This is a genomic window from Delftia sp. ASV31 (genome assembly GCF_016428765.1).
GTDB classification, from domain to species: domain Bacteria; phylum Pseudomonadota; class Gammaproteobacteria; order Burkholderiales; family Burkholderiaceae_C; genus Comamonas; species Comamonas acidovorans.
Genome location: NZ_JAELTK010000001.1, coordinates 115,553 through 127,748 on the forward strand (window position 1 = coordinate 115,553; position 12,196 = coordinate 127,748).

The following is a 12,196-nucleotide window of genomic DNA, read 5'->3' on the forward strand; positions in this document are numbered from 1 at the left end:
CAAGGACAGGCCGCACCACGCGAGGACGCAGATGGCCGAAAAAAAACCGGCCCCGAAGGGCCGGTCTGCATGCTATGCCGAGATCGATCAGCGCACGACGCGCTTGCGATCACCGCCCTGGGGCGAGTAAGGCTTGGGAGCGCTCTTGCCGAAGGCAGGACGGCGCTCGCCGCCACCGAAGCCGCCACGGGATTCGCCACCGCCAAAGCCGCGCGACTCGCCGGATGCACCACGGAAGCCGCCTTCGCGGGGAGCGCCGTCACGGCGATCGCCGCCACGCGGAGCACCACGGTCGCCGCTGAAGCCACGGCCTTCACCGCCACGGCCAAAACCGCCTTCGCGCGGGGCCTGGCTGTAGCCGCCTTCGCGCTGACCTTGGCCCTGGCCGAAGCCGCCTTCGCGCTGGCCACCGCCGAAGCCACCGAAGCCAGCCTTGCGGCCATAGCCTTCGGAATCACGGCGTGCGCCGAAGCCACGATCGCCACCGCGATCACCGAAGCTGCGCTCGCGATCGCCGCCAAAGCCACGATCACCACCGAAACCGCCACGGCCACCGCCGCCGGCACCACGGCGATCGCCGCCACGGCTTTCAAAACCACCGCCGCCACGACGGCCGCCACGGCCTTCGTTGCTGCTGGGTGCGCGCTGTGCGGGTTCCAGGCCAGGAATCACTTCGGCCTTGAATTGCTGGCGGCTGTAGGCCTCGATATCGAAAATGCGACGACGGTCACGGAATTCCGCGAACGTGACGGCCACACCTTCGCGACCGGCACGGCCCGTGCGGCCGATACGGTGGGTGTAGTCCTCGGCCTTCATGGGCAGGCCGTAGTTGAAGACGTGGGTGATGGTGGGCACGTCAATGCCGCGTGCCGCCACATCGGTAGCCACCAGCACCTGCACCTGACCGCTGCGCAGCGCCATCAGGCGGCGGTTGCGCAGGCCCTGGCTCAGGGCGCCGTGCAGTGCCACGGCGGAGAAGCCGTCTTGCTGCAGGTCATTGGCCAGACCGTCGCACTCGACCTGGGTCGATGCGAAAACGATGGCCTGGTTGATCGTGGTGTCGCGCAGCCAGTGGTCCAGCAGCTTGCGCTTGTGCTGGGAGTTGTCGGCCCAGAACAGCACCTGCTTGATGCTGGCGTGCTTTTCCTGAGGCGTGTCGATGGTGACCTTCTTCACGCCGGAGCCGCCGTCATGCATCACGCGCATGGCCAGTTGCTGGATGCGGGGCGCGAAGGTGGCGCTGAACATCATGGTCTGCTTGCGCTGTGCCGTCAGGTCGTTGACTTCGGCCAGATCGTCCGAGAAGCCCAGGTCCAGCATGCGGTCGGCTTCGTCCACCACCAGGAACTGAACCTGGTCGAGCTTGATCTGCATCGAGCGCTGCAGGTCCAGCAGACGGCCGGGTGTGGCCACCACGAGGTTGGCGTTCTGCAGCTTGGCGATCTGCAGCTGGTAGGGCATGCCGCCCACCACGTTGGCGATGCGGATGCCGCGGCAGTGCTTGACCAGCTCGATGGCGTCATGCGCCACCTGCTGTGCCAGCTCGCGCGTGGGGCACAGGATCAGGGCGCCGGGAACGGCTGCCTTGAAGTTGCGGGGATTCGTGGGGTCCTTGCGCTTGTTGCGCTTGGGCGTGGGCTGGCCGCTGGCCGTTGCTTCGGCGCACTGGCGGTCATATTCGGCGCGGATGGCGGCTTCTTCGTCAGCCTTTTGCTGGATCAGCGTGTGCAGCACGGGCAGCAGGAAGGCAGCGGTCTTGCCCGAGCCGGTCTGGCTGGACACCATCAGGTCGATGAAGGCCTGGTCATCACTGCCCATGGCCAGGGGAATGGCTTGCGCCTGCACGGCCGTGGGCTGGGTGTAGCCCAGATCGGCAACGGCACGGACCAGCTCTTCAGCCAGGCCCAGCTCGATGAAGGCATTGGGCAGTTCGGGGGCTGCTTCAACAGCCTCGGCGCCTTCGGCGATTTCCACGACTTCGGCGGCGGCCAGGGATTCGGCGGCCTGCTCGGCGCTGGCAACGGCGGCGTTCAGCACGGAAGATGCTTCAGCGGCGGAAGCAAAAGAGGAATCGGCAGCGGCAATGATGCCCTGCTCTTGAGAGATATCGTTCATGAATGGCTCTAACGAAAAGCACGCGCAGTCAGCGATCTGGCACGCTTTTCTCGACGGTTGGGTCAACATCCACCGTCAGACTTAACCGGCCCTTCGCAAAAGGGCGGATGGGCATTTTCGGCTGGTCCGAAACCGGTGGTCCCGCCATCCATGAAAGCCTTCATGGTGGTCTATGGACACCGACCACAGACACACAGCGCAGGGGCCCTTGTGTGATGGAGATGTGCAAATTGCCCCTTGTTGATGGGGGCAAGCTGTAGATTGTCGCACTCCCCGGGTTTTCCCGCAAGCCCCTGGCACAAAAAATGGCCGGGGCCGCCAGATTCAGACGCTCAGCAGGCGCGCGCGGTAGTGCGCCAGCTCATCGATGGACTCGTGCACATCGGCCAGTGCGGTGTGGCGCTGGGCCTTCTTGAAGGAGGCGTAGGCGTCGGGCTTCCAGCGCCTGGCCAGTTCCTTGAGGGTGCTGACATCGACATTGCGGTAGTGGAAGAAGTTGTTGAGCTTGGGCATGTAGCGCTCCATGAAGCGCCTGTCCTGCCCGATGCTGTTGCCGCACAGAGGGGCCTTGCCCTTGGGAACGTACTGCGAGAGGAACTTGATCAGCGCAGCCTCCGCATCGGCCTCGCTGATGGTCGATGCCTTGACGCGATCGATCAGGCCGCTCCTGCCATGCGTGCCCTTGTTCCAGGCATCCATGCCATCGAGCAGCGCATCTGCCTGATGGATGGCAAATACCGGCCCTTCGATGCGAATGGCCAGGTCCGGACTGGTGACGACCACGGCGATCTCGATGATGCGATCGGTATCGGGCTGCAGCCCGGTCATCTCGCAGTCGAGCCAGACGAGGTTGAGATCGGATTTGGCCAGGGTGATGGACGTGCCGGGTTCGGCGGGGACGGGAATGCAAGCGCTGGCGGCTTCGGAGGCTTCGGACATGGCCCAAATTGTCGCCTACACTGCGGCCACATGGCCTTCAACCCCGATTTTTCCTCGACGCTGTCCCTGCTGTTTGCCGCAGCCGTGCTCGCCCAGTGGCTGCTGCGCGCCTGGCTGGCCTCGCGCCAGGTCCGCCATGTGGCCCGCCATCGGGCCGAGGTGCCTGAGGCCTTTGCGCAACGCATCAGCCTCGCGGCCCATCAAAAGGCCGCCGACTACACGCTGGCCAAGGCCCGCATCGCACTGATCGAGATGACGCTGGGCGCCGTGGTGCTGCTCGCATGGACGCTGCTGGGCGGGCTCGACGCGCTCAACCAGTGGCTGCTGGAACTGATGGGCGCCGGCCTGTGGCAGCAACTGGCACTGCTGGCCGGCTTTGCCCTGATCTCCGGGCTGGTGGAGCTGCCGCTGTCGCTCTACCAGACCTTTGTGCTGGAGCAGCGCTTTGGATTCAACCAGATGACGCTGCGGCTGTGGCTGACCGATGCCATCAAGTCCTCCGCCATGGGCGCGGCCATCGGCCTTCCCCTGGCGGCGCTGATCCTGTGGCTCATGGGCTCGGCCGGCGACCTGTGGTGGCTGTGGGCCTGGGCCGTGTGGACGGCGTTCAACCTGCTGCTGATGTGGATCTTTCCGACCTTCATCGCACCGCTGTTCAACAAGTTCGAACCACTGGCCGAAGGCACGCTCAAGGAGCGCGTGAGCGCGCTGATGCAGCGCTGCGGCTTCACGGCCAAGGGCCTGTTCGTGATGGATGGCAGCCGCCGCTCGGCCCATGCCAATGCCTATTTCACGGGCTTCGGCCATTCCAAGCGCGTGGTGTTCTTCGACACCTTGCTCAAGCAGCTCGACGCCGACGAGGTGGAGGCCGTGCTCGCGCACGAGCTGGGCCACTTCAAGCACCGACACATCCTCAAGCGCATGCTGCTGATGTTCGCCGCCAGCCTGGCCGGCTTCGCACTGCTGGGCTGGCTGTCGCAGCAGCTGTGGTTCTACCTGGGCCTGGGCGTGCGCCCCGGCCTGGACCTTGCGCTGGGCCATGGCGGGATAGGCGCCGGCAACGAGGCCGTGGCACTGCTGCTGTTCCTGCTGGCAGTGCCGGTGTTCAGCTTCTTTGTCACCCCGCTGTTCTCGGCCCTGTCGCGCCGCGACGAGTTCGAAGCCGATGCCTATGCCATGCAACAGGCCAGCGGCGCCCATCTGGCCTCGGCACTGCTCAAGCTGTACGAGGACAATGCTTCAACGCTCACGCCCGATCCCTGGTACGTGGGCTTTTACTACTCGCATCCGCCCGCCCTCGCCCGGCTGGCGCGCATGCCTTCTCCGACCTGACCCTTTCACATCCACCATGAGCACACAACGCTTGCAACAACAGGACTGGTCCACGCAGCAGCGCCGCGCGCTGACGCCGGACGAATTGCGCACCGCACTGGCGGGCCTGCCGGGCTGGCAGCTCGATGGCGATGCCATCGCCAAGAGCTACGCCTTTGCCAATTACTACGAGACCATGGCCTTCGTGAACGCGCTGGCCCTGATCGCCCACCAGCAGGACCACCACCCCGACCTGACCGTGAGCTACGGCCGTTGCGGCGTGCGCCTGAACACGCATGACGTGAACGGCATCTCGTCCACCGACATCGAGTGCGCCCGCCGCATCGATGCGCTGCTGGAGCGTCCATGAATCCCACCCCGGCATCCCATGGCTGAGCGCTCCGCATTGCGAGAAGGCCTGGTCGTCTCCAGCCATGGCCGCCACTGCGTGGTCGAGACCGAAGAAGGCGCACGCCACATCTGCCATCCGCGCGGCAAGAAGAGCCAGACCGTGGTCGGCGACCGCGTGCGCTGGCAATTGCCACCCGCCGGCCAGGGCGAGGAAGGCACCATAGAGAAGGTGCTGGAACGGCGCAACCTGTTCTACCGCCAGGACGAGATACGCACCAAGTCCTTTGCGGCCAACATCGACCAGGTGCTGATCCTGATCGCGGCCGAGCCGGTGTTCTCCGAAAGCCAGCTGGCCCGTGCCCTCATCACCGCCGAAGCCACCCACATCAAGCCCCTGATCGCCCTGAACAAGCGTGACCTGGCCGAGCCCTTCGCCGATGCCTGGGAGCGCCTGAAGCCCTATCGCGAGATGTACCTGGGCCAGGAAACGCCGCACTACGAGGTGCTGTCGCTGTCGCTGGCCAACGAAGGCGAGGCCGACCGGCAGTTGCTGATGCAACACCTCAAGGGCAAGGCCACCTTGGTCCTGGGCCCGTCCGGCTCGGGCAAAAGCACCTTGATCAACCTGCTGGTGCCCGGCGCACGCGCGGCCACCAACGAGATCTCGCAGGCGCTGAACTCCGGCAAGCACACGACCACCACGACCAGTTGGTACTGGATGGACGAAGAGCGCACCACGGCGCTGATCGACTCACCGGGCTTCCAGGAATTCGGCCTGCGCCACATAGAGCCCACGGACCTGCCCCGCTGCATGCCCGACATCGGCGCCCACGCGCAGGAATGCAAGTTCTACAACTGCACCCACCTGCACGAGCCGGGATGCGCCGTCATGCCGCGCGTGGAAGACGAGGAAACCGGAATGGATGCCGACCACGACATCAGCGCCAACCGCTACTACATCTACGCCGAGCTGTTCGATGAATTGAGCCAGGCGCAGAAGTACTGACCTCCTCAAAACAACGACCCGGCTGCATCAGGAAGGGCGGGCTGCTGCCTGGCAAGACAGGCAGGGCTCGCCTTCTGCGGCGCAGCGATCAGCCCAGCAAACGCGCCAGCGACAGCAGGGCCAGCAGCAGCAGCCAGACCACGACCGAACGCCAGACCAGGCCGACCACGCTGCGCAGATGGCCGATCTCGGGCTCGCGGCCGGGCGTGGCTTCGCTGTCCACATCGAGATCGATCTCCTCGCCGTCGTCGCGGGTCACCGAGATGCCTTCGCGGCGCTTGAGCGCCTCGCCGCCCAGGCGCACGTTGATGGCACCCGAGGTGGCGGCCAGGATCACGCCATCGTTGTCGTTGGGAAAGCGCTGGGCATGGAAGCGCCAGCCTTCGATGGCTTCCTCGAAGCTGCCAACCACGGCAAAGGACAGCGCCGTCAACCGTGCAGGCAACCAGTCGATCACGGTCCAGGCCAGCCGGGAGGTGTGCTGCAACTGGGGACTGACCTGGGTGCCGCCCACCAGGCCCTTGCGCGACCAGGAGCGCGACAGGTGCTCGGTCATGCGGTAGAACACGGCGCCGAGCGGACCCAGCCCCAGCGCTGCCAGCGCAGAGAACCAGAACAGAACGCCAAACACATGGCGATGCGCGGCCAGCACCGAGTACTCGATCACATGGCGCACGACCTCGCTGCGCGGCACCTCGCTGGCATCGACCTGCTGCCAGTGAGCCAGCGCCTCGCGCGCGGCATACTCATCGCCTGCATCCAGCGCATCGCGGATGCGTGTGAAGTGGTGGCTGAACTGGCGAAAGCCCAGCGTCACATAGAGCACGGCCACATTCCAGACCATGGCCAGCGGCCAGCCCACGCCCCACAGCAGCAGCAGGTAGATGCCCGTCACCAGCACGCAGGGCAATGCCACCGCCACGGTCCAGGCCAGCCAGCCATGGTGCGCCTGGCCGGCATCGAAGTTGCGGCGCACCGAAACCGTCCAGGCTCTGTAGCCTGTGTGCACAAGATTGGCCGGCGTCAACGGGCGCGCCTGCTCGATCAGCAAGGCGATCAGAATGGCAAAGAAACTCATCCGGCCATCATACTGGCGCATGCAGACAGGTCAGTGACCCCGGGGTGGCACGGCCCGCGATCCGGGCATCAGGCCGACAGGAATCGGTAAAGATTTCGCAGCATGCCGGCCGTGGCGCCCCAGATGTAGCGCTGGCGATCACCATCCTGGTAGGGCATTGCAAACCATTCGCGCGGCACGCCGTTCCAGACCATGGAGTGGCGCTCATGGTTGGCAGGATCGAGCAGGAAGGCCAGCGGCACCTCGAACACATCCGCCACCTCGTAGGGATTGGGATTGAGGTGCGCCCGGGGATCGACCAGGGCCACCACCGGCGTGATCAGGAAGGCCGTGCCCGTGATGTAGATGGGCAGCGTGCCCAGCACTTGCACATCGCTGGCGGCCAGTCCGACTTCCTCATGCGCCTCGCGCAGGGCCGTGGCCTGGGCAGAGGCATCCTCCGGATCGCGCTTGCCGCCCGGAAATGCCACCTGCCCCGAATGCGTGGACAGGTGGGCCGTGCGCTCGGTCAGCAGCACCGTGGGTTCGGGGCGCATCACGATGGGCACGAGCACGGCGGCATCGGTGGGCTGGCGATCGCTGAAGCGCTTCTCGCGCACCACCTCGGGAGCCCACTGGGGCGGCAGCGCAAAGCGCTGGCGCAGGGCCTCGGGCGTGCGGGCTTCGGGGGGCACGGCAGGCAGGTGACTGTCCTTGCCAATCAGTTGCGCCATGCGCGGGTCGGCGATCGACGGCACGGCTGCGGGCACTGGCCCGCCGGTCGGCACGGGAATGGCGGTATCGGGCAGAGAGGACACGAATGAAGGCTTGTGATGGGCAACGGCCGGACAACAAAAAAGCCGCTACAGGCGACTGTAGCGGCTTTCCAGCTGTGACGCAGGTGCTTAGGCTTCGGCAGAAACCTTGACACGCGACGGCAGCTTTTCCTTGATGCGGGCCGACTTGCCGCTGCGCTCGCGCAGGTAGTACAGCTTGGCACGACGCACATCACCGCGACGCTTGACTTCGATGCCGGCGATCAGGGGCGAGTAGGTCTGGAACGTACGCTCCACGCCTTCACCGCTGGAGATCTTGCGCACGGTGAAGCCGCTGTTCAGGCCACGGTTGCGCTTGGCGATCACCACGCCTTCGTAAGCCTGCACGCGCTTGCGGCTGCCTTCGACCACATTCACGCTCACGATGACGGTGTCACCGGGGGCGAACTGGGGGATGGTCTTGTTCAGACGGGCGATTTCCTCTTGCTCGAGGATCTGGATCAGATTCATGGTCAACATCCAATCGATCTTGTCCGCGCCAGGATTGGCAAGCGCCGGGATTGGCGCCATGGCTGCTTTGTTCGTAGCAGCGGCCGGATAGAGGATCGAAGAATCGCGGATTATAGCCCGGAGACGTTTTTTGCCAAAAACCCCTCGTCCTTGGCGTTGAGCAGGCCCTGGGCGCGCGCCTGCTCTATCAGCTCGGGCCGGTGCCTGGCCGTGATGGACAGGCGCTGGTCGCGGCGCCAGCGCTCGATCTGCGCGTGGTGGCCGGACAACAGTGGCGCCGGCACTTCCCGCCCTTCCCAGACTTCGGGGCGGGTGTAGTGCGGGCAATCGAGCAGGCCGTCGAGCGCAGGATTGAAGCTGTCCTGCTGGAAACTGCCTTCGTCATTGAGCACGCCGGGCTGCAGCCGCGCGACGGCATCCAGCAGGGCCATGGCAGCGATCTCGCCGCCAGACAGCACGAAGTCGCCCAGGCTCAACTGGTGCGTGACATGGGTATCGATGAAGCGCTGGTCCAGGCCCTCGTAGCGGCCGCACAGCAAGATTGCGCCCTGCCCCTGCGCCCAGTCGGCCACCACGGCATGGCGCAGCGTGGTGCCGATCGGCGAGAACAGCACCACGGGAGCCGGCTCGGGCTCGCCGGCCTCGCGGCGCGCCTGCCGGGCCGCCTCCAGGCAGCGCTGCAGCGGTTCGGCCATCATCACCATGCCCGGACCGCCGCCGAAGGGGCGATCGTCCACGCGCCGGTAGTTGCCCTGGGCATGGTCGCGCGGATTCCACAGGTGCACGCCGACCTGGCCCGAGGCATAGGCACGGCGCGTGACGCCGCTTTCAAGAAACGGCGTGAACAGCTCAGGGAACAGCGTGATGATGTCGAAGCGCATGGAGGTCGGCGATCAATAGTCGGGCTGCCAGTCGGCAACGATGGTCTTGCCCGGCAGATCCACCTTGTCCACATAGGCATCGACAAAGGGAATCATGCGCTCGCGCTCCTTGCCATCCTCTTCATAGGCCAGCACCAGCACGGTCTGCGGACCGGTGGACAGCAGGTCGCGGACGACGCCCAGGACCACGCCCTCGCGGTTGACCACGGACAGGCCCAGCAGATCGACCCAGTAATACTCGCCATCTTCGGGCTGCGGGAAATCGCTGCGCGCCACGAAGATGCGCGCGCCACGCAGGGCCTCGGCGGTATTGCGGTCGTTCACGACAGGCGAGGTGGCGACGACGGAATCGGAGTGGACGCGCGCCTGCTTGACCGGCAGCAGCACCGTACCGGTGAACTGCCGCGCACCCTTCTCGGGGGGCTGCAGATACCACTGCTTTGCGGTGAACAGGGCCTCGGGGTCGGCACTGAAGGCGGCCACCTTGAACCAGCCCTTGATGCCCCAGGCATCGGCGATACGCCCGACCTCCACGGCATCGGCGGGCAGGACGCTGGCTTCGAGTTCAGGCATGTGGCTCATGGCAGTCGGTAGGCAGTAGATGGACAGTCAATGCAGATCGTTGCAGATCCGTGCAAGGCGATCCGGAGGGGAAAACAAAAACGGGCTCCGTCAGACAAGCCAACGGAACCCGATTTCAGAAGGGATGCTGAATTAGGCAGCAGTCTTCTGGGTGGCCTGCTTGATCAGGCGCTCTGCGGTCTCGGAAGCCTGCGCGCCAACGCCCTTCCAGTAGTTCACGCGGTCCAGAGCAACGCGCAGACCCTCTTCGCCGCCACGGGCGTTGGGGTTGTAGAAGCCCAGGCGTTCGATGAACGAACCATCGCGGCGCACGCGCTTGTCGGCGGCAACGATGTTGTAGAAAGGACGGGCCTTGGAACCGCCGCGAGAGAGTCGAATGACGACCATGATTTTCCTTCGGGTGGGCGCAGCCACCACACAATTAACTAGACAATGAATGGCTGCACATGTTTTGCGGCGTTTGAGACACGCGACATGGCCACCCGGCCAGCGACACGCCGTAAAACCAGCGATTATATCCAACTTCCCCTTCCATGCCTACCATTCGCTCAAGCCTGGACGGCGATCTCGCCGCCATCACCTCCATTTACCGCCACCACGTGCTGCACGGCACGGGCACGTTCGAGACCGATCCGCCTGCCGAATCGGACATGGCCACACGCCGCGCGGACGTGCTGGCCAAGGGCCTGCCCTATCTGGTCGCCGTGGACGAACAGGGCCAGGTGCTGGGCTTCGCCTATGCCAACTGGTTCAAGCCGCGCCCGGCCTATCGCTTCTCCGCCGAGGATTCCATCTACGTGCATGACGCGGCGCGCGGCCAGGGCGTGGGCCGCCTGCTGCTCGATGCGCTGTCGCGCGAATGCGAGGCGGCCGGCGTGCGCAAGCTGCTGGCGGTGATCGGTGACTCGGCCAATGCCGGCTCCATCGGCGTGCACCGCGCCGCAGGCTTCACCCCGGCGGGCACGCTGAGCTCCATGGGATGGAAGTTCGGCCGCTGGCTGGACATCGTTCTCATGGAGAAGACCCTGGGAGACGGCAACCGCAGTTCGCCCGAATAATGGGCGCATGAACCGACCCAGCACGCCTTTGCCTCAGCCCGCTCAAGCACAGCAGGGGGCTGCGCGCTCCAAAAGCAAGACCCTGACGACCTGGCTGGCCTTCGTCGGCGGGCCGCTGGGGCTGCACCGCTTCTATCTGCATGGCTTCGGCGACTGGCTGGGCTGGCTGCTGCCCGTGCCCACGGCGCTGGGCGTGTACGGCATCGAGCGCGTCCAGCAACTGGGGCAGGACGACCAGCTCAGCTGGCTGCTGATTCCGCTGCTGGGCTTCACCATCGCCGGCTGCGCGCTGCGCGCCATCCTCTACGGGCTGACCGACACCGAAGCCTGGAACCGGCGCCACAACCCCGGCGTTGACTTGCAGGCGCAGGCCGGGCGCACGGGCTGGTCAACCATCTTTGCCATTGCGCTGTCCCTGATGCTGGGCGCCGCCGTGCTCATGGCCAGCATTGCCTACAGCTTCCAGCACTACTTCGAGCACCAGGTGGAGGAAGCGCGCAAGATTTCCCAGTGATGCGCAATGCCTCTCCCAAAAAGAAAGACCGCCATTGGCGGTCTTTCTTTTTGGCGATGGCTCTGGCTCAATACAGCTGGAGGCTGATCCAGTAGGCAATCGATGCCACGAAGGCGCTGGCGGGAATCGTCAGCACCCAGGCCCAGACGATGTTGCCTGCCACGCCCCAGCGCACGGCGCTGGCACGCTGGGTGGAACCCACGCCGACGATGGCGCCCGTGATGGTGTGCGTGGTCGAGACCGGCACGCCCAGGAAGGTCGCGAAGAACAGCGTCAGCGCGCCACCGCTTTCGGCGCAAAAGCCTCCCACGGGCTTGAGCTTGGTGATCTTCTGGCCCATGGTCTTGACGATGCGCCATCCGCCGAACATGGTGCCCAGGCCGATGGCCAGGTAGCAGCTGACGATGGTCCACAGCGGCGGCTCCGCGTCGCCGGCATTGGCATAGCCGGTGGCGATCAGCAGCAGCCAGATGATGCCGATGGTCTTTTGCGCATCATTGCCGCCGTGGCCCAGGCTGTAGGCGCCGGCGGAGACCAGCTGCAGCCGGCGGAACCAGCGGTCCACCCGGTTGGGAGCGGCGCGGCGGCAGATCCAGGCCACCAGCACCATCATCAGCGAGCCCAGCAGGTAGCCCAGCAGCGGCGAGACGAAGATGAAGGCCACGGTCTTCCAGATGCCGCTGGCGATCAGTGCGCCCGCGCCGGCCTTGGCGATCACGGCGCCCACGATGCCGCCGATCAGCGCATGCGAGGAGCTGCTGGGGATGCCGTAGTGCCAGGTGATCACGTTCCAGGCAATGGCGCCGACCAGTGCGCCGAAGACCACGTGCGTGTCCACGATGCCGGGCTGGACGATCCCCTTGCCCACGGTGGCCGCCACGCTGAGGTGGAAGACAAAGACCGCCACCACGTTGAAGAAGGCCGCGAAGGCCACGGCCTGCGTGGGCTTGAGCACGCCCGTGGAGACCACGGTGGCGATCGAGTTGGCAGCATCGTGGAAGCCGTTCATGAAGTCGAACAGCAAGGCCAGCACCACCAGCAGGATCACGACCCACAGGGCCGCTTGTACGGATTCCATAACGAAACGACTCCGCGA

14 protein-coding genes are annotated in these 12,196 nt (G+C 65.5%); 5 read left to right on the forward strand and 9 right to left on the reverse strand.

From position 1 onward, the window contains the following. Positions 1-87: 87 nt before the first annotated feature. Positions 88-2,115: a DEAD/DEAH box helicase gene (locus tag JHD82_RS00505; RefSeq protein ID WP_063328170.1), complete on the reverse strand. Its 2,028-nt coding sequence runs from the start codon at positions 2,113-2,115 to the stop codon at positions 88-90. Between the two features lie 324 nt (positions 2,116-2,439). Further along, a complete protein-coding gene (orn, locus tag JHD82_RS00510) occupies positions 2,440-3,054 on the reverse strand; it encodes an oligoribonuclease (protein ID WP_269848120.1) in 615 nt (204 codons plus the stop codon). Positions 3,055-3,084: 30 nt separating this feature from the next. On the opposite strand from orn, the gene JHD82_RS00515 reads away from it, so the two are divergent. Genes JHD82_RS00515 through rsgA form a run of 3 tightly spaced genes read left to right on the forward strand, consistent with a single transcriptional unit; the run spans position 3,085 to position 5,722 of the window. After that, positions 3,085-4,386: a M48 family metallopeptidase gene (locus tag JHD82_RS00515; protein ID WP_199135115.1), complete on the forward strand. Its 1,302-nt coding sequence runs from the start codon at positions 3,085-3,087 to the stop codon at positions 4,384-4,386. A 16-nt stretch (positions 4,387-4,402) separates the two neighbouring features. Continuing rightward, complete coding sequence (locus JHD82_RS00520) at positions 4,403-4,735, forward strand: 4a-hydroxytetrahydrobiopterin dehydratase (RefSeq protein ID WP_199135116.1); 333 nt, start codon at positions 4,403-4,405, stop codon at positions 4,733-4,735. 18 nt (positions 4,736-4,753) lie between these two features. Beyond that, positions 4,754-5,722 carry a ribosome small subunit-dependent GTPase A gene (gene rsgA, locus JHD82_RS00525; RefSeq protein ID WP_013800931.1) on the forward strand — a complete coding sequence of 323 codons (969 nt, stop codon included), beginning with the start codon at positions 4,754-4,756 and terminating at the stop codon, positions 5,720-5,722. 88 nt (positions 5,723-5,810) lie between these two features. On the opposite strand, the gene JHD82_RS00530 is transcribed toward rsgA, so the two are convergent. The 6 genes from JHD82_RS00530 to rpsP form a co-directional block, all read right to left on the reverse strand. After that, positions 5,811-6,800, reverse strand: a complete 990-nt coding sequence (locus JHD82_RS00530) for a CobD/CbiB family protein (protein WP_034398910.1) — start codon at positions 6,798-6,800, stop codon at positions 5,811-5,813. A gap of 68 nt (positions 6,801-6,868) precedes the next feature. Continuing rightward, complete coding sequence (locus JHD82_RS00535) at positions 6,869-7,597, reverse strand: CoA pyrophosphatase (RefSeq protein WP_012207139.1); 729 nt, start codon at positions 7,595-7,597, stop codon at positions 6,869-6,871. 87 nt (positions 7,598-7,684) lie between these two features. Further along, positions 7,685-8,065, reverse strand: coding sequence for a 50S ribosomal protein L19 (gene rplS, locus JHD82_RS00540; protein WP_013800930.1), 381 nt, complete (start codon positions 8,063-8,065; stop codon positions 7,685-7,687). Between the two features lie 110 nt (positions 8,066-8,175). Next, positions 8,176-8,946 (reverse strand): tRNA (guanosine(37)-N1)-methyltransferase TrmD, encoded by a 771-nt coding sequence (trmD, locus tag JHD82_RS00545; RefSeq protein WP_034364112.1) that lies wholly within the window; start codon positions 8,944-8,946, stop codon positions 8,176-8,178. 12 nt (positions 8,947-8,958) lie between these two features. After that, the gene (gene rimM, locus JHD82_RS00550; protein WP_012207142.1) at positions 8,959-9,528 is read right to left on the reverse strand and encodes a ribosome maturation factor RimM; all 570 of its coding nucleotides are present in this window, start codon (positions 9,526-9,528) and stop codon (positions 8,959-8,961) included. 132 nt (positions 9,529-9,660) lie between these two features. Beyond that, the gene (rpsP, locus tag JHD82_RS00555; RefSeq protein ID WP_012207143.1) at positions 9,661-9,915 is read right to left on the reverse strand and encodes a 30S ribosomal protein S16; all 255 of its coding nucleotides are present in this window, start codon (positions 9,913-9,915) and stop codon (positions 9,661-9,663) included. Between the two features lie 146 nt (positions 9,916-10,061). On the opposite strand from rpsP, the gene JHD82_RS00560 reads away from it, so the two are divergent. Then, entirely contained in the window at positions 10,062-10,586 is a 525-nt protein-coding gene (locus tag JHD82_RS00560) for a GNAT family N-acetyltransferase (RefSeq protein WP_013800927.1), read from the forward strand. 7 nt (positions 10,587-10,593) lie between these two features. After that, the gene (locus JHD82_RS00565; protein ID WP_088163932.1) at positions 10,594-11,100 is read left to right on the forward strand and encodes an NINE protein; all 507 of its coding nucleotides are present in this window, start codon (positions 10,594-10,596) and stop codon (positions 11,098-11,100) included. A gap of 67 nt (positions 11,101-11,167) precedes the next feature. Here JHD82_RS00565 and JHD82_RS00570 read toward each other — a convergent pair whose 3' ends face one another. Next, the gene (locus tag JHD82_RS00570) at positions 11,168-12,178 is read right to left on the reverse strand and encodes an inorganic phosphate transporter (RefSeq protein ID WP_012207146.1); all 1,011 of its coding nucleotides are present in this window, start codon (positions 12,176-12,178) and stop codon (positions 11,168-11,170) included. Positions 12,179-12,196 lie beyond the last annotated feature (18 nt).